The organism is Blastococcus sp. SYSU DS0669, from assembly GCF_054050895.1.
The window spans coordinates 23218-38364 of the sequence record NZ_JBJHAE010000022.1; the positions used below are offsets into that span (position 1 = coordinate 23218).

Sequence of the window (15147 nt, forward strand, 5' to 3'; positions counted from 1 at the left end):
CGCCGACGCCGCTACTTCCAGCGGTCGATGAACTCGACCGTCGCGGGGTTCACGACCTCGGGGTGGGTGGCGCTGAGGAAGTGCTGGCCGCCGTCGACGACGCGGAGCTCGGCGTGAGCGCTGTCGACGAACAGCTTGATCTCGTCCACGGCGTTCTCCACGGAGTAGACCCGGTCGGCCGTGCCGTGCATCCACAGGACGGGGCACCGGACGCTGTCCAGCCGGCCGTGCAGGCCGTCCCGGTCGCGCAGGTTGATGCTGCTGATCCGGAGCCGCTCGCGCCCGGCGTCGCCGGTGTAGTTCTGCTGGTGGGTCTCGTGCCAGAAGGCGCGCTCGTCGTCCGGGACGTCGTCGCCCATGCCCTCGGCGAGGGTGGCGTCGACGAGCTCGGTCGGGACGACCCAGTCGTCGCCGACGGGCTGGGCGAGGGCGTCGATGGCGGGGGTGCAGAACTCGACGCCGTTCCAGCAGCCCAGCTCGCGGCTGCGCTCGCTCTCGAAGTCCATCGAGGTGCCGAGCGGGACGATGCCCTTGATCCGGTCGGGGGCCAGCATCGCCATGCGGGCCGCGATCCAGCCGCCCTGCGAAGTGCCCAGGACGAACGCGTCGGGGATGCCGAGTGCGTCGAGCACCTGGAGCCCGGCGATGGCGGTGTCCCAGTAGGTGTACTGCCGGTAGGTGGCGCGGGTCTGCCCGTGCCCGTAGGGCTCGATCGCGAGCAGGTTGGCGGTGGCGGAGAGCTGCTCGTCGGCGAACTGCGGCCGGTACAGCTCGACGGAGGTGGTGAAGGAGTTGACCATCACCAGCGTCGGGAGCGACGGGTCGTAGGCCTTGCCGAACCGGTGACCGATGGTCGAGCCACCGAGGTGGGGGATCTGGATCGTCTCCGTGCTGCTCATGGTGTCCCTCACGGTTCTCGGTCGGCGGTCGGGTCATCGTGGCGGCCGGGTCGCTGGGGGTCAATCGTCGGGACGCCGGCGAGCTCGGCGATCGGGGTGGACCAGGCGTGCGGCGCCGTCCAGACGAAGCTGTGCGCGCCGGGGACGCTGCGGAACCGGCCGTCCCTGGCCCGCTCGCCCAGCTCGCGAGCCCAGGCCTCGGTGCAGAGGCGGTCGCGGTCGCCGTGCAGGACGAGCACCGGCTGGGGGACGCGCTCGACGGTGTCCTCGAGTCGGTCGCGGAGGTGGACGGCGAGGGCGTGGCGGACCCGGCGCAGCCCGGCGCGCCGGCGGTCGGGGGTGTGGGCGACGTCGAGGTCGGGCGGCTCGAGTTCGTGGTTGCGGCGCCAGGCGAGCAGGACCCGGCGCATGCTGCGGTAGGCGGGGTCGATGGTCGGGCTGGCGAGGACCAGCGCCCTCACCCGGTCGGGGTCCCGGACGGCGACGTGCGCGGCGACCTGGGTGCCGCTGGAGTGCCCGACGAGGACGACGTCGGTCATCTCACTCGCGGCCAGCCACTCGACGACGGCGTCGGCGTGGTCGGCCACGTCCATGGGCCGCGGCGGGTCGGCGCTGCCGGAGAAACCGGGCAGCTCGACCAGGTGGGCGCGGGTCCAGGTGCCGAGCTCGCGGACGGCGGGCTCCAGGTAGTCGGCCACCGCCAGCCCGTGGACGACGACGACCTCGGGGACGCCCGGCCGCGGGGTGCCGGCCACGCGGCTGCGCATCACGCCCCACGGGGTGGCGCGGTGCTGCAGCTCGACGGGCACGGTCTACCGGTCGCGGGTCGGCCGGACGGTCATGGCTCGGACGCTAGCCGCGGGCGGGGTCGCTCGCGCTGCGGGTCGGGGACGCCGCTGGTTGAGTGGCCGGTGGCGGTGAGCGCACGCCGTCCCTCTTCGTTCTGGGAGTTGACGATGGCCAAGAAGAAGACCGCGGCGGAGACGTCGAAGAAGTCGATGGCGCAGGCGCTGGGTGCGGTGGGGGTCGCGTTCGGGGCGATCAGCGTCCTGGCGCCGCGCAAGGTGGCGAACGGCTACGGCGTCCCGGTGACGCCGTCGGGGCTGCAGCTGCAGCGGCTCTTCGGCAGCCGCGCGCTCGTGGTCTCCGCCCTGGCGCTGACCGCGAAGACCGACGAGGAGGTCGACCGCGGGCTGATGGCGGTCGCGGCGATGAACGCGCTCGACACGCTGACCGCGCTGGCGACCGCGGGGAAGGCCGGCGGCCGGACCACCACGCGCGCCGTCGTCAGCTCGCTGGCCTACGGCGCGGCGGCGCTGTGGATCCGCTCGCTGGACGACTGAAGCACCCCGGCGTCCGGCACCTCAGGTCTGGTCGGCCTTCGCGCGGCGCTCCGCATGCGTCTCGCCGGCCACCGCGATGTCGGTGGGCGGCACCTCGACGATCCAGGCCCGCACCGTCTCCGGCGGAGCGCCGATGCTGTCGGTCGTGGCCTGGCTGACCGCGGCGAGCAGGTCGCGCTTCTGCTCCTCGGTGCGGCCGGCGATCATGGTGATCTGGATGAAGGGCATGAGGCATCCCTAACCCAGCCGGCCGCGGACGACCACTCGGCGCGGTGGGGTCAAGCCGCGTCGGCCACCGGCGAGAGCAGCCGGCGGGGGAGCTCCAGGGTCGCGTGAACCGCATCGGTGTGGGGCTCCTGCGGCTCGCCGGCCTCCTGCGCCGCCGGGGCGGCTGACTCCAGGGAGCGAGCCAACTCGTCGAGGTGGCGGAGGGCCTCGTCGTAGAGCTCCTGGATGGCGCTGGCCGCCGCCGCGTGCGCCGCTTCCGCAGGACCGACATGTCGACTGGTCATGGCTGCCTCATCGGCGGGCGGCCGGGACTGCATGACCGGTGGTGCCCTACGGGCAGGCGGCGTCCTGCTCCGGGTGGACGATCACCTCCGGGAAGGCTCGCGGCCCCGACGTCGCCACCGTGGATGCGTTCTCGCCGAACTGACCCTCCGGAAAGACCGTGTTGGCCAGCGTGCTGACGCCCTGGCCGAAGGCCTGGCACCCGCCGGACCCGGGATCCGCCGAGGCGGCTGTCGCCGGTGCGGTGAGCAGCCGGTGCGGGTCAGACCAACTCGGGGACGCGCAGGTGGTGCAGGACGACGTCGAACTCGGCCACGTCCGTGGCCGACATGCGCAATGCCCGGCGGAACTCGTCGCGGATGTACATGGCTCGCTGGCGGGTCGCCTCCAGGGCGCGGCGGTCGGTGTAGACGGCGGTGAGGGAGTTGTCGCCGGTCTGCCGGTCGAGCATCAGGCTGAGGCTGCAGAAGCCGGGCATCTCGTCCATCCGCGGGATGAGGTCGGTGCGGAAGACGTCGAGGACCTTGTCGATTCTGGCCGGGTCGACGCGGGACCAGGTGACCCGGGCGCAGGAGTTGTCACCCGCGGGGTGCAGCCGGTGCATCGCGGCGATCTCCCACTCGCGCACCTCGGGCGCTTCCGCGCCGAACTGCTCCGTCGCCTGCTCGCGCATCCGGAGGACCGCCTCGCGGGTCGCGGCCATCGCCTCCTCGTTCTCCCAGGCCGTGGTGACGATGCAGCGGCCGGAGTCGCGGTCGCACAGCATCGACAGCCCGACGTAGCCCTCCATGCCGCTGACGGCGGACATGACGTTGTCGCGGACGTCGGCGATGCCGGCGTCGATGCGGTTCGGGTCGGCGGTGATCGTGGTGGATCGGGCGTGCATGACGCCCTCCCTTCCGGGGACAGGCGCGCGGCGCCCCGACGGCGTCGCCCCAGGTCATAGTGCCCAAGCGCCGACCGCTGTCAACTGGAGCGAGCGCGGGCAGTGTCCTGGCTCGCTTCGAGGATGCCGAGCGCTTGCCCCCTTACCGGTGGCCTTCGTCGACGGCCCGGCCTGCGAGGCGCGGCTGGAGCAGGCGGACAGGTGGTCAGCGCAGTGAACGGCACGCAGTCCGACCGCCCGGTGCATACGTGGTCGGCTCAGTCGTATCCCGGCAGCCACCGCCGAGCCTCCTCGTCCACGGGAACCGTGGCGCCCAGCGAGCACAGCACGCCCACGAGGCCCGTGGTGACTCGCTGGAGCAGCAGATGGCGAGCGGGGATGCTCAGCCGGCGCTGGGTGCGGGCGGCGCTGGTGAGCGGATCGGAGGCCCGCCTTGTCTGCTCCTGCAGCCAGCTACGCGTGAAGCGGTACCCGGACGCGCGCAGCGGCTCGAGATAGGGATCGAGCAGCGCCATCAGCGCGGCCGGGTCGACCCTGGCCGGCTGCAGCAGGCCGGCGTCGGTGGCGATGCGGTGCAGCGCCGGCGTGTCCCGGTCGCGGCCGGCGGCCAGCAGCGGGCCGAGCCGGGACGGCCAGCCGGTCGGCAGCGGCTCGGTGGCGCCGAAGTCGAGGACGCCGAGCCGTCCGTCGGGCAGCAGCCGGAAGTTGCCGGGGTGGGGGTCGCCGTGGAGCCGGCGGGCGCGGACGGGGGCGGAGAGGAGCAGGCGTACCAGGAGCAGCCCGGCGCGGTCGCGGTCGTCCGGGGTGCCGGTGGCGATCACCTGCGACAGAGGGGTCCCGTCGAGCCAGCGGGTGACCAGCACGACGTCCTCGGCGGCGAGCACCTCGGGAACGGCGATGTCGGGGTCGTCGCGGTAGGCGGCGGCGAAGGCGGTCTGGTTGTCGGCCTCGCGGGCGTAGTCGAGCTCCTCGACCAGGCGGGTCCGCAGCTCGGCGATCAGCTCCCGGGCGTCGAGGTCGGGCATGGCTGTGTGGATCACCGGGGCCAGGGGTTGCAGCATGCCGATGTCGGCGACCAGCGCCTCGCCGGCGCCCGGGTACTGGATCTTCACCGCGACCGGGGTGCCGTCGGACCAGGTCGCGCGGTGCACCTGGCCGACGCTGGCCGCCGCGACGTGCCGGTCGTCGAAGTCGTGCAGGTGTCGTTCCCAGCCGCCGGGGAAGGCGCGGTCGAGCTGAGCGTGGACCATCGCCGTCGGCATGGGCGGGGCCGCCTCCTGCAGCCGGACCAGTGCCTCGCGGTAGGGGCCGACCAGCTGCTCGGGCAACGCGGCCTCCATCGCCGACATCGCCTGGCCGACCTTCATGGCGCCGCCCTTGAGCTGGCCGAGCGTGGCGAACAGCTGCGCCGCGGTGCGTTGCTGCACCTGCGCTGCGACCGCGTCGGCGGGACGCCCCCCGATCCGCTTTCCCAGCCCGACGGCGGTGCGCCCCGCGTGCGCGGCAGGGAGCGCGGCGAGGCGGGCCATGCGGCCCAGGCGGCTGGGCGGCGGCCGGCCCTCCGTCGGGTCGGGGTCCACGGAGGGACGGTAGCGCCGGGCGGTGGTCCCGGAGCCGCCTCGGCTGCTGAACGCGTCGCGCCGCCGCAGCGGGCTCCGTGTCGACGTGGGCGGACCTTCACGGCAGCATCCGGCGATGTGACCGCTCCTGAACCGCACCGCTTCGTGGCCCACGTCGTCGAGGAGTCGACCAACAAGATCCACGAGGACGACATCGCGCGGCGGTACGGCTTCGCCGGGGCGCTGGTCCCCGGCGTCGAGCTGTTCGCCCGCACGACGACGCCGCTGGTGGCGGCCTGGGGAGCCGAGTGGCTCTCCCGGGGCCGGATCGACCTGCGCTTCCGGCGGCCCACCTACGACGGCGACGAGCTGCTGGTCGACCCGGCGGACGGCCGGCTGACGGTGAGCGGCCCGTCCGGGGAGGTGCGGTGCGTCGGCTCGGCCGGGCTCGGCGCGGACCGCCTTGATCTCGCCGGGTACGCCCCGGTGCCCGCGCCGCGCGAGCTCCTGACCGACCCGGTCGTCGGTCCGATGGGCAGCGTCTCCGAGGCCGGCACCGCGGAGCGCAACGACTGGTACCTGGATGCGATCGGCGAGCCCCTGGAGCTGTACCGGCAGGAGGGCTTGGTCCATCCCGGGCTGCTGCTGCGGCTGGTCAACGAGCTGCTCATGCAGAACGTCGCCCTGGGGCCGTGGATCCACACGTCCAGCGACTGCCGCTTCCTCGGCGCCGCCCGGTTGCCGGTGGAGCTGACCGCGCACGGGCGGGTCACCGACGTGGGCCGGCGTGGACGCCACGACGAGGTCCGCTACGACGCGCTGGTGCTGGCCGGCGACGAGCCGGTGCTGCAGGTGCACCACACCGCGCTCTACCGGCTCGACGCGGCCTGATCCTGGCCGAGGCGCGTCCTGCAGGCTGAGGGGCGGGTCACCGGCCGGGTACGCACGCCGTCCAGACGCCCGGTCACCGCGGGGGCGCGCAGCGCTCGCAGCCCCCATGCCGGCGTGTCACGACCTCCGCATGCGTTGACCGGGCCGCCCCGCCGTCGCGACGCTGCTGTCCTCGGATGCGAGGGGGAGGCCATGAGCCGGAGTGACATCGATGCCGGGAACGCCACGTTCATGAAGGGGGTGGAGACCGGGGACGCCGCGCTGATCGCGTCGGTCTACGCGCCGGACGCCAAGATCATGCCGCCGGGCTCGCCGGTGGTCACCGGCGAGGGGATCGAGCAGTTCTGGGCAGGCGTCCTGGAGATGGGGGTCACCGGCGCCGTCCTGAAGACCGTGTCGCTCGACGAGAGGGACGACCTCGCGGTCGAGGAGGGGCAGTACGAGATGCGTGTGGGTGCCGACGTCGTCGACAACGGCAGCTACGTCGTCGTCCATCGCCGGCAGCCCGACGGTGGGTGGCGCATGGGCCTCGACATCTGGAACTCCGACTCCCCGCCGCAGCAGCCGTAGCGCTCGAGCCGCGCACTCCCGGGGGTCGTCGGAGCTCACCGGGCGCGGACGGCGCCCGATACCGCGGATGGTCCGCGGCCAGGAGCCGGCCGGTGCAGGCACGATGAGCGGCATGCTGCACACCCACCGACTCGACCTGGACGATGCGTCGGTGCGCTCCTGGGACGCCGCCGTCCTGGCGAGCGACCCCGAGCAGGGCATCGTGCTGGACCGGTCGGCGTTCTACCCGGGCGGCGGCGGACAGCCGCCGGACGAGGGCGTGCTGCTGTGGGGCGGGGTCCGCACGCGGATCGTCGGGACCCGCAAGGGCGACGAGCTCTACCTGATCCCCGCTCCGGAGGATCCACTGCCCCCGGTGGGGACCGCGGTCCGCGGGGCGCTGGACGACGAGCGGCGGACGGCGCTGATGCGCACGCACTCGGGGCTGCACGTGCTATGCGGCGTGGTGTTCCGCGACTTCGGGGCACTGGTGACCGGCGGCAACATGGAGCCGCTGTCGGCACGGATGGACTTCGACCTGGTTGAGGTCCCCGCCGACTTCAAGGACCGGGTGGCTGCCGCGGTGAACGCGGAGATCGAGAGGGACCGGCCGATCCAGGTGTCGGTGCTGCCGCGCGAGGAGGCGTTCGCCATCCCGGACATCATCCGGACGGCGACCAACCTGCTGCCGCCCGACATCGAGACGGTGCGGATCGTCGACATCGTGGGTCTGGACACCCAGGCGGACGGCGGCACGCACGTCGCTTCGACGTCGATGGTGGGTCGGGTCGAGGTGACCAAGATGGAGAACAAGGGCCGGGGCTTCCGGCGGCTGCGGATCCGGATCGTCTGACGCAGGGCTTCCGCTTGGGTCCGCCGGTGACCCAGACCGCCGCCCTCGGCGCCGTGGTCGCGCCCGTGACCTGTTCTCGCGGGACTGCTACGCCGGCGGCGCCGGGGGGAGGGCGACGCCGCGGCACTCGCGCAGGTAGGTGCCCCAGTCCCAGCGGGCCAGGAACTCGCGCGCGGCCCGTTCACCGGACGCGATCAGCCGGGCCCGTTCGGCCGCGTCGATGTCGAACTCGGTGAGCCCGGTGCCGACCGTGCCGATCGAGAAGGCCCGGCGGCGAACGCAGGGGGTGGCCAGGTAGGTGCGGTCCCGCCCGGTGACCGTGGTGGCGACCAGGGAGTCCAGCAGCCGCAGCGGCGGCAGCAGGTGCCGGCCGCCGAACACCGAGACGTCCTCGTCGGCGAGCGTGTCGCCCACGCCCACGCCGAAGGTCGGCCAGCGCGGGGTGGCCGCGTCCGTGCGGTCGAAGATCTCGATCGGGAAGTTGGACAGCACCCCGCCGTCCACCAGGGTCGACCGCCGCCCCGTGCGCGGGTCCCGCAGGCTCCGGGGGGCGAAGAAGTAGGGGATCGCCAGCGACGCACGGACGGCCTCGGCCACCGGCTGGCGGTCGGGGTCCAGGCCGTACTCGCGGTAGTCCCACGGCAGGCGCAGCAGCCGGCCCCGGGTGACGTCGGTCGCCGTCACCACCAGGCGGTAGCGCTGCCACGGCTCCAGCGCGGGGTCGTCGCCGGGGTCCTCGCGGCGCAGATCCCCGAACGTCACGATGCCGAGCTCGGCCAGCTCCCGGCGCACCCACTCGGTGATGTAGCGGCCCGGGTGCAGCCCCGACCGGAGCAGCAGCCCGGCCGCCGGCGCCAGCAGGGGCACCGGCGCCCAGGAGTCCGGGATGCGGTCGTACTCCAGCCGGGCCGCCGCCGCCCGGATCCCGTCGGCGGAGAGGCCAGCGGCGAGGAAGGCGGCGAGGACGGCGCCCGCCGAGGAGCCCGCCACCCGCTCGAACCGGTACCGGCCCAGCAGTTCGACGGCGGCGCCCGTGAGCGCGATGCCCTTGACGCCGCCGCCCTCGAGCACCAGGTCGGCCGGCAGGGGGCGCGGCGAGGTCATGCCTCACCGTAGGACCGCCCCCGGGCGTTGCCGCTCTGCGGCTGGGTGGGCGGCGCGGTGCCGCGGTCAGAACCGGCCGCGCCGGCGGGGTGGGGGGCCGGGTCGCCCTGGCGGAGATGCCCTTGATCGCGGCCGCCGGGACAGGGAGCTCGCTGCGGCGGATGCGCCTGCGAACGGCTCGCTCGACCACCGGTGCGGACGATGCCGGTGCGGTTCGGACGCGTGACGTCAGCTATCGGCGGGACGCGAGTGGCGTGCTGCGTCAGCCGGTGCTGGACACCTCTGCGCATCCCAGCGGAAACGCTCCGCGTCGTTAGTGTCCGCACACCACGGCTTTCGGGCGATGAACGATTCGGCCGAACCGCCTGGTGCGCCTTCGGTCTCCATCGAGGTGCCTCCATGCGGGGGGAACGAGCGTTGCTCTCCCTGCCCACGCTCGAGGAGAGTCGACGATGGACCACGAGATTCAGCTGATCAGCGACGGCGACGGCGTGGCGGTCATCGGTAGCCCGACAGCCGTCGATCTCTTCCTCGCCGCCGAGCGGCTGGCGTCGGAGGACCTCAACCTGCCTCGTCTCGCGGCCGCCTTCGCGACCGGCGCGAAGGTCGCTGAGCTGTATCCCGAGGTCGCGGACATGGCGGGTCGCTGGGTGAAGCTGACCAAGGAGTCCAAGCACCTGGTCTAGGGGCTGAAGAAGAGTGCGACGTCGGGCCTCAGCACCGGTGCGGTGACGCAGGGCAAGGGCGTGGGCCAGGTCGGCTAGTTCCTCCAGTCCGTGAAGGCGCCCGGGTCCGTCGCGCCGAACCCGGCCCTGCTGACCGGTGCTGCGGGGATGATGGCGCAGCTCGCGATGAAGCAGACCATGGACGAGATCACCAAGTACCTCGCCACGATTGACCGGAAGCTCGATGACGTGCTCCGCGCCCACGAGGACGCCGTCCTCGCAGACATGATCGGGGTGGGCTTCGACATCGACGAGGCCATGACGCTCCGCGAGCACGGGGGCCGGGTCAACGAGGTCACGTGGTCAAAGGTGCAGGCCTCATCGGCGACGATCGGGCGGACTCAGGCCTACGCGCTGCGCCAGCTCGATGCACTCGCGGAGAAGCTGGAGCGCGGGACGAGCGTCGCCGATCTGGCCAAGTCGGCCAAGGAGGCCGAGTCCAAGGCTCAGGAGTGGCTCGCCGTCCTCGCTCGGTGCTTCCAGCTCCAGGACGCCATCGCGGTGCTCGAGCTCGACTGCGTCCTGGAGGTGGCTCCAGACGATCTGGACGGGCACCGTCTCGGACTGAAGGCCGTCCGGCAGAAGCGCCTCGAGACCATCTCGCAGTGCACGGAGGAACTGGTGGCCCGGATGGATGCGGCTGCTGGCACGGCCAACGCGAAGGTGCTGCTGAACCCGATCCAGTCCCCGGCCATCGTGCGGTCCAGGGAACACGTCGCGCTCGTCGTCGCGGACTTCCGCGGGAGTCTCGGGATCGAGTTCGGTGGCGAGTCGGTGGAGGCGAAGGCCTGGTCGGCCGCGGCCACGGAGGCCAGGGACACCGTGCTCGCGACGGGGGCAGAGGGGTCCGGTGCTGCCAAGTACCTCGGCACCGAGACCTTCGGCCGAGCGAAGTCGGTGACAGGCAAGCTCTCCAGCGGCATCGCCGGGCGGGCGTTCCGTCGCCGCGGGGTCGAGGAGCAGAGCGACGAGCAGGTCGGCTGACCACCGTGGAGCTGCGCAATGACCCGACCGACGGAGCCCATGACGTGATGGGCGCACTTCGTGCCGTTCCCGGTGCCCAGCAGGTGCCGTCGAACTCTTCGGGCGTGCGCATCGGCACGTGGAACATGGCGGGCTGGCTGAAGCCCGGCTGGCGCGACCTGCTGCTGGACGCCGACTGCGACGTCTGGCTGTTGACGGAGGTCAACGAGGCGGTCCAGTTGCCCGACTACTGCATGCACCGCGGGAACGCGCGGGTGGCTGCGCGCCGAAACTGGGCGGCTGTCTTCAGCCGAGCGCCGCTGACGCCTCTGCCGGACCCGCACGTCGCGAGCGCCGCCGCGGTCGTCGACGGCATCACGTACTGCTCGTCAATCTTGCCGTGGCAAGGCTCGGGCGGTGAGCCGACCTGGCCCGGAGCGAGGCCCCGCCCCAACATGCACTCCGGACGGACGCAGTACGCCGTTGATGTGCTCCTGCAGGAATTGCCGCGCCAGGACCTCGTGTGGGGCGGAGACTGGAACCACGCCCTCTCGGGCGAGGAAACCGCGGGTTCTCTTGGCGGGCGTGGTCACGTCGTCGCAGCTGTCAGGGAGTTGGGCCTGCAGGTGCCCACGGCTGCGCTGTCACATCGACGGGACGGGGCCCTAAGCATCGACCACATCGCCGTGCCAATGTCCTGGACGGTGCGCGATGCCAGGCGCCTGGATGCGACCGGACTGAGCGATTACCACGACTGCTACGTCGTGGACGTTGAGGTGCCGGCGCCGTGATCTCCGCGGTTCCCCGACTCCAGCCACCGCCCACCCGTCTGTTGCGGGGAGACGAACCGATCCAAGGATCGACGGGGACGGTGCGGGACTTCTGGGCCTGGGCGCTGTCGGACCTGCGCGCGAACACGGTCCGTCCGATGCTCGCCGAGTTCCTGGTCGCACAGGCTCTGGGCGCCGAAAGCAGGCCACGGATCGAGTGGGATGCCTACGACGTCGTCACACCGGACGGCATCCGCGTGGAGGTCAAGTCCAGTGCCTACGTGCAGGCGTGGGCGCAGGCTCGGCCGTCGTCGATCCGGTTCGGCGGGCTGAACGGGCGCACGTGGGACGAGACGGCGGGTTACGCGACCTCGGCGACCTACAACGCCGACGTCTACGTCTTTGCCCTCGTGACCACTCGAGATCACGCCTCGTACGATCCGCTCGACCTGGCGCAGTGGACGTACTGGGTCCTGCCGCGCCGAACCGTCGAGGAGACAGGTCAAAAGAGCCTGGCGCTGTCCCGGGTGGAGGCCCTGGCCGGCAAGGCGGTGTCGCACAACGGCCTGGCAGAAGCCGTGCATGCGGCGTGGGAACCACGGTCGTCAGACCTCCAGGGGTGATCCGTGGAAGACCTGCTCCCGGTGCCACACGACGTGCCTCTCCGCAGGCAAGGTCGTGCCGGGACGTGGGGACAGTCGACGGCCGTGGAGGTTGTAGATCGCGCGTCCCTGCGTCGTCCGGGCGGAGAAGCGCTGGGACACCACGACCGCCAGGTCGTCGTCCAGCCCGAGCATCCCGCGGTCGAACAGCTTGTGGTGCAGCGAGCAGAGGGCCAGCCCGTTGTCGAGCGAGTCGGGGCCGTCCAGCTTGAACCAGCGGATGTGGGCGGCCTCCAACCCTACCGGCACGCCTCCCGCCTGGCCGTCGAAGCCGCAGAACGCGCATTGCCGGTCCCACGCCTCCAGGACGGCTGCCGGCCAGGTGTGGCTGCGTCGTCGTTCGCCCTTCGGTAGCGGCGCTCCGCCGGCATCGTCGTCGACGAGCTCGGGGTCCAGCCCGACAGCGAGCAGCACGTCCGGTGCGATCGTGGACGGGAAGTGGGCGTTCACCAGGGTCCGTGCGGCGCTCGACACCAGTGCGGGCTGCGCACGCAGCAGGCGTTCGAGGCTGCTCTCGAGCTGCCCGGTGACGCCAGTGCGCAGGGGGCTCACGCGGTCGTCCGGGACGTCTCTGTCCAAGGTCCAGACGCCGTCCCTGCGGAGACGGGTGAACGGATAGGCGGCGCTCTGCGCGCGACCTGTCCCGGACGGCGGTCCGAATTCGGCGATCAGATCCGCGAGCCGTTCCTCGGCGACCGACCACGGGACGCGGCTGGATCCCTCGTTCGCGAGTCGGCCGAGAGCCAGTAGGACCAGCAGCGGCTTGTGCGGAGAGCGACGACCATCGCGCTCATGCTGACGGAGCGAAGCCAGCCGCTCCATTACCTCGTCCAGCGCCGGGTTCGCCGATGGCATGCGAGCACTCTCCCTGCCGGACAGCCGCTCCCCGCGGATCGACCCGCAGGATCAGGCCGTTGCCGGCACCAGTCGCTGGAGGAGCGCCTGGGTCTCGGGGTCGGTGGAGAAGAGCAGCGTTCCGCGCATGCCCCGGCTCAGGAGGACCTTGTAGACGTTGCGGACCAGGGCGTCGAACTCCTGGTCGCTGACCTTGGAACGGTTGCGGAAATCGGGGTCCTTGTTGTTCGAGCGGACGGCGACCCAGCGGTCGGTGCGCCAGACGAGGTCGGGACCGATCAGGACGCCGTTCCAGTCGTACTCGAAGCCCTGCGCGGTGTAGACGCAGCCGACCTGGCCGAAGCCGGCCGGATCGCTCGCCCACAGGGCCGACGGTGGCGCGCCGCCGACTGATCGCTCACCTTTGAGGTTCCACGGACGCTGCCAGTCCCCGATGCGCACGTCCGGTACCAGCGACCCGTCCTTCTGGGGGTCACTCCACGGCCAGCAGTAGCCGGCGGCCATGCGCGCGCCGTAGTTCTCGTCCAGGTACCGCCGCAATTCCGTCTCCATCGCCGAGGGAGAAGCCGCGACGCGGACCTCGAAGTTCTCGTCCCCGGTCCAGGGGACCGGCCCGCCCGGCCTCAATCCGAGGAGCCGTTCGACCCAGTCGATGTAGGCCTCCGAGCCGCCGCACCGGTACTGGGTGCTCAGGTCGACGTGGTGCACGTCGAGCCCGCGCTCGCGGGCGGCCTTCTCGATGTCCTGTACGGTGCCGAGCTCACCGGGGCGCACGACCTGGTTCTGGTCGAGCAGGAACACCGGCACGCGCGCCGCGTCGATGAGCTCGTCGACCTGCCGCTTGTCGGTGCGGAACTCCGCCTTCGTCCATCGGTTGGCCGAGGTCTCCCGAAGTCGGTGCGCCTCGTCGGCGATGAGGACGTCGAAGCCGTTCCTGTCGGCGTCCATGAAGCTGTTGAAGTACTTGAACAGCGACTGCACCTGGCGGGAGCCTTTGCCGGCCACCTTGCGCAGGGTCTGGGTGAACGACCGTGATCCCGTCGCATGGATGGCCGTCCGGCCACGCCTGTTCAGCTCGCCGAGCAGTGAGAGGGCGATGACGCTCTTCCCGCTGCCCGGTCCGCCGCTGACGACGACAACGCTCTTGTGGTCGCCTCCCCTGGCCTTCTCGACCTCGTGGAGGACCAGGTCGAAGGCCACGCGTTGTTCGTCGAGCAGCACGAACTGCTCGCGGTGCTGGATCTCGAGCGCCGCCACCTGCATGAGCTGCTTGCTCGGGGCGATGGTCGAGTGCAGCAGGCGGTCGGCGTAGTGGCTGCCGTCGCTGGGCGCCAGCCGGCTGCGGAGGAAGTCGAGAAACTCCCCGCGGCTCTGCTGGGTGAACAGGCGGCCGAGCTCGTCCTGCGGGTAGTTGTAGAGCTCGCCGACCTGGTTGTGCGTCGCGTTGTGCAGGTAGGCGGCGCCGGCCAGCACGTCCGTCGCCCCGTGCAGCGAGGCGACGAAGTCCAGCAGGTACTCGCCGTATGCGCGCACCTGGGCGACCGGGTGGAGGATCGGCCGGCGTCCGTAGGTCGGCTGGACCACGAGTTCGGCGTCGTCCTCGAAGAGCTGGGCGTCCGTCCACTGCTTCAGCTCGAGCACGACGTACGACGGGGCGTCCCGCCGCGGATGACGTCCGGCCAGGATGGCGTCGATGCGCTTGCTGCTCAGGGGCAGCTGGTACTCCAGCAGCACCTCGACGTTCTCCAGACCGGCCTGGAGCAGGTCGGAGGCCAGCACCCGGAGGCTGGAATCCCAGGACCGCATCTCGGAGGCGGAGGCGCGACGCTTCATCTGGAAGGACATCTGCTCGGCGAGGACGGTGCTCAGGCGGCCGGCCGACGACAGGTCGGCCAGACCTCGCGCGGAGGTGCGCAGCAGTGGCAAGGACAGTCCCCAGGCAGCACGAATCGATTCGTGCGGGTGGAGGCATGTCCTGGGTGCGGAAGCCTGTCGAGCCGCTCCCGAGACAGTAACGGGCCGGATCGCTGACTCAGTGGATCGATACTGGCGCCGTGTCGGACATCCGCGAGCTCACCGAGGCGATGCGCCAGTTCAGCCAGGAGCGCGACTGGACGCGCTTCCACGACCCGAAGTCTCTTGCGCTCGCCCTCGTAGGCGAGGTCGGGGAGGTCGCGGAGCTCCTGCAGTGGCTCCCGGCGGCCGATGTCGAGGCGCTGGCACGAGGGCCTGAGTTGTCTGGCCGTCTGGGTGAGGAGTTGGCCGACGTGCTCCTCTACCTTCTTCGACTGGCAGATGTGACTGGCGTCGATCTGCCTGGGGCAGCACGCGCGAAGCTCCAGTCGAACAGGGATCGGTATCCGGTCGCTGACCACCACGGCAAGGCCCCCCGTCGTCCTTGACCGGACCGGACGGGACTCAGTCGCTCGACTGGTGAAGCTTGACAGCGCCGCGTGCCCCCGACGGGTCCGGAGAGCGTTGCCATCCAGCTGGAGCGGCCCCTCGACCCGGCGGCGCTCAGAGGCACGCCGAGGGTCGCGGTCCGGGGCGGGAGCGGGGGCGTCGCCTACCGTTGGGG

General features: G+C 71.9%; 18 protein-coding genes. 9 read left to right on the plus strand and 9 right to left on the minus strand.

The features are described from left to right. Window positions 1-11 precede the first annotated feature (11 nt). Window positions 12-899, minus strand: coding sequence for an alpha/beta fold hydrolase (locus ACI792_RS17565; RefSeq protein ID WP_456603729.1), 888 nt, complete (start codon window positions 897-899; stop codon window positions 12-14). Between the two features lie 8 nt (window positions 900-907). Beyond that, the gene (locus ACI792_RS17570) at window positions 908-1708 is read right to left on the minus strand and encodes an alpha/beta fold hydrolase (RefSeq protein WP_456603730.1); all 801 of its coding nucleotides are present in this window, start codon (window positions 1706-1708) and stop codon (window positions 908-910) included. Window positions 1709-1855: 147 nt separating this feature from the next. Here ACI792_RS17570 and ACI792_RS17575 point away from each other — a divergent pair, with 147 nt between their 5' ends. After that, a complete protein-coding gene (locus tag ACI792_RS17575; RefSeq protein WP_456579863.1) occupies window positions 1856-2242 on the plus strand; it encodes a hypothetical protein in 387 nt (128 codons plus the stop codon). Window positions 2243-2263: 21 nt separating this feature from the next. Here the strand turns inward: ACI792_RS17575 and ACI792_RS17580 are convergent, their stop codons facing one another. From ACI792_RS17580 to ACI792_RS17595, 4 genes are all read right to left on the minus strand, one after another. After that, window positions 2264-2470 (minus strand): tautomerase family protein, encoded by a 207-nt coding sequence (locus ACI792_RS17580; protein ID WP_456603731.1) that lies wholly within the window; start codon window positions 2468-2470, stop codon window positions 2264-2266. Between the two features lie 50 nt (window positions 2471-2520). Further along, on the minus strand, window positions 2521-2754 hold the full coding sequence (locus ACI792_RS17585; RefSeq protein ID WP_456603732.1) for a hypothetical protein: 234 nt from the start codon (window positions 2752-2754) through the stop codon (window positions 2521-2523). Between the two features lie 260 nt (window positions 2755-3014). Further along, on the minus strand, window positions 3015-3638 hold the full coding sequence (locus ACI792_RS17590; protein ID WP_456603733.1) for an antibiotic biosynthesis monooxygenase: 624 nt from the start codon (window positions 3636-3638) through the stop codon (window positions 3015-3017). A 257-nt stretch (window positions 3639-3895) separates the two neighbouring features. Continuing rightward, the gene (locus tag ACI792_RS17595; protein WP_456603734.1) at window positions 3896-5218 is read right to left on the minus strand and encodes an ABC1 kinase family protein; all 1323 of its coding nucleotides are present in this window, start codon (window positions 5216-5218) and stop codon (window positions 3896-3898) included. Between the two features lie 117 nt (window positions 5219-5335). On the opposite strand from ACI792_RS17595, the gene ACI792_RS17600 reads away from it, so the two are divergent. From ACI792_RS17600 to ACI792_RS17610, 3 genes are all read left to right on the plus strand, one after another. After that, window positions 5336-6088 (plus strand): hypothetical protein, encoded by a 753-nt coding sequence (locus ACI792_RS17600; RefSeq protein ID WP_456603735.1) that lies wholly within the window; start codon window positions 5336-5338, stop codon window positions 6086-6088. 192 nt (window positions 6089-6280) lie between these two features. Next, window positions 6281-6658 carry a YybH family protein gene (locus tag ACI792_RS17605; RefSeq protein WP_456603736.1) on the plus strand — a complete coding sequence of 126 codons (378 nt, stop codon included), beginning with the start codon at window positions 6281-6283 and terminating at the stop codon, window positions 6656-6658. Between the two features lie 112 nt (window positions 6659-6770). Then, window positions 6771-7490: an alanyl-tRNA editing protein gene (locus ACI792_RS17610; RefSeq protein WP_456603737.1), complete on the plus strand. Its 720-nt coding sequence runs from the start codon at window positions 6771-6773 to the stop codon at window positions 7488-7490. Between the two features lie 87 nt (window positions 7491-7577). On the opposite strand, the gene ACI792_RS17615 is transcribed toward ACI792_RS17610, so the two are convergent. Continuing rightward, window positions 7578-8594, minus strand: coding sequence for a patatin-like phospholipase family protein (locus ACI792_RS17615; RefSeq protein WP_456603738.1), 1017 nt, complete (start codon window positions 8592-8594; stop codon window positions 7578-7580). Between the two features lie 452 nt (window positions 8595-9046). On the opposite strand from ACI792_RS17615, the gene ACI792_RS17620 reads away from it, so the two are divergent. The 4 genes from ACI792_RS17620 to ACI792_RS17635 all read left to right on the plus strand — a co-directional run bounded on the left by ACI792_RS17620 (window position 9047) and on the right by ACI792_RS17635 (window position 11675). Beyond that, window positions 9047-9280 (plus strand): hypothetical protein, encoded by a 234-nt coding sequence (locus ACI792_RS17620; protein ID WP_456603739.1) that lies wholly within the window; start codon window positions 9047-9049, stop codon window positions 9278-9280. A gap of 150 nt (window positions 9281-9430) precedes the next feature. Beyond that, window positions 9431-10303: a hypothetical protein gene (locus ACI792_RS17625; RefSeq protein WP_456603740.1), complete on the plus strand. Its 873-nt coding sequence runs from the start codon at window positions 9431-9433 to the stop codon at window positions 10301-10303. A gap of 5 nt (window positions 10304-10308) precedes the next feature. Then, a complete protein-coding gene (locus tag ACI792_RS17630; RefSeq protein ID WP_456603741.1) occupies window positions 10309-11073 on the plus strand; it encodes an endonuclease/exonuclease/phosphatase family protein in 765 nt (254 codons plus the stop codon). Between the two features lie 80 nt (window positions 11074-11153). Then, window positions 11154-11675, plus strand: coding sequence for a hypothetical protein (locus ACI792_RS17635; RefSeq protein ID WP_456603742.1), 522 nt, complete (start codon window positions 11154-11156; stop codon window positions 11673-11675). Here ACI792_RS17635 and ACI792_RS17640 read toward each other — a convergent pair. Both ACI792_RS17640 and ACI792_RS17645 read right to left on the minus strand, forming a co-directional pair. Further along, window positions 11658-12569, minus strand: a complete 912-nt coding sequence (locus ACI792_RS17640) for a phosphorothioated DNA-binding restriction endonuclease (protein ID WP_456603743.1) — start codon at window positions 12567-12569, stop codon at window positions 11658-11660. The two genes, ACI792_RS17635 and ACI792_RS17640, sit on opposite strands and share 18 nt — an antisense overlap. A 51-nt stretch (window positions 12570-12620) precedes the next feature. Continuing rightward, the gene (locus tag ACI792_RS17645; protein ID WP_456603744.1) at window positions 12621-14495 is read right to left on the minus strand and encodes a DNA/RNA helicase domain-containing protein; all 1875 of its coding nucleotides are present in this window, start codon (window positions 14493-14495) and stop codon (window positions 12621-12623) included. Between the two features lie 128 nt (window positions 14496-14623). Between ACI792_RS17645 and ACI792_RS17650 the strand changes: the two genes are divergently transcribed. Beyond that, window positions 14624-14971 (plus strand): nucleotide pyrophosphohydrolase, encoded by a 348-nt coding sequence (locus tag ACI792_RS17650; RefSeq protein ID WP_456603745.1) that lies wholly within the window; start codon window positions 14624-14626, stop codon window positions 14969-14971. The last annotated feature ends 176 nt before the right edge of the window (window positions 14972-15147 follow it).

What these genes read in the sequence shown, in the direction of transcription:
- ACI792_RS17565 (WP_456603729.1), bottom strand. Translation starts at nt 899, where the DNA reads ATGAGCAGCACGGAGACGATCCAGATCCCCCACCTCGGTGGCTCGACC.
- ACI792_RS17575 (WP_456579863.1), top strand. Translation starts at nt 1,856, where the DNA reads ATGGCCAAGAAGAAGACCGCGGCGGAGACGTCGAAGAAGTCGATGGCG.
- ACI792_RS17580 (WP_456603731.1), bottom strand. Translation starts at nt 2,470, where the DNA reads ATGCCCTTCATCCAGATCACCATGATCGCCGGCCGCACCGAGGAGCAG.
- ACI792_RS17585 (WP_456603732.1), bottom strand. Translation starts at nt 2,754, where the DNA reads ATGACCAGTCGACATGTCGGTCCTGCGGAAGCGGCGCACGCGGCGGCG.
- ACI792_RS17590 (WP_456603733.1), bottom strand. Translation starts at nt 3,638, where the DNA reads ATGCACGCCCGATCCACCACGATCACCGCCGACCCGAACCGCATCGAC.
- ACI792_RS17605 (WP_456603736.1), top strand. Translation starts at nt 6,281, where the DNA reads ATGAGCCGGAGTGACATCGATGCCGGGAACGCCACGTTCATGAAGGGG.
- ACI792_RS17610 (WP_456603737.1), top strand. Translation starts at nt 6,771, where the DNA reads ATGCTGCACACCCACCGACTCGACCTGGACGATGCGTCGGTGCGCTCC.
- ACI792_RS17615 (WP_456603738.1), bottom strand. Translation starts at nt 8,594, where the DNA reads ATGACCTCGCCGCGCCCCCTGCCGGCCGACCTGGTGCTCGAGGGCGGC.
- ACI792_RS17620 (WP_456603739.1), top strand. Translation starts at nt 9,047, where the DNA reads ATGGACCACGAGATTCAGCTGATCAGCGACGGCGACGGCGTGGCGGTC.
- ACI792_RS17625 (WP_456603740.1), top strand. Translation starts at nt 9,431, where the DNA reads ATGGCGCAGCTCGCGATGAAGCAGACCATGGACGAGATCACCAAGTAC.
- ACI792_RS17640 (WP_456603743.1), bottom strand. Translation starts at nt 12,569, where the DNA reads ATGCCATCGGCGAACCCGGCGCTGGACGAGGTAATGGAGCGGCTGGCT.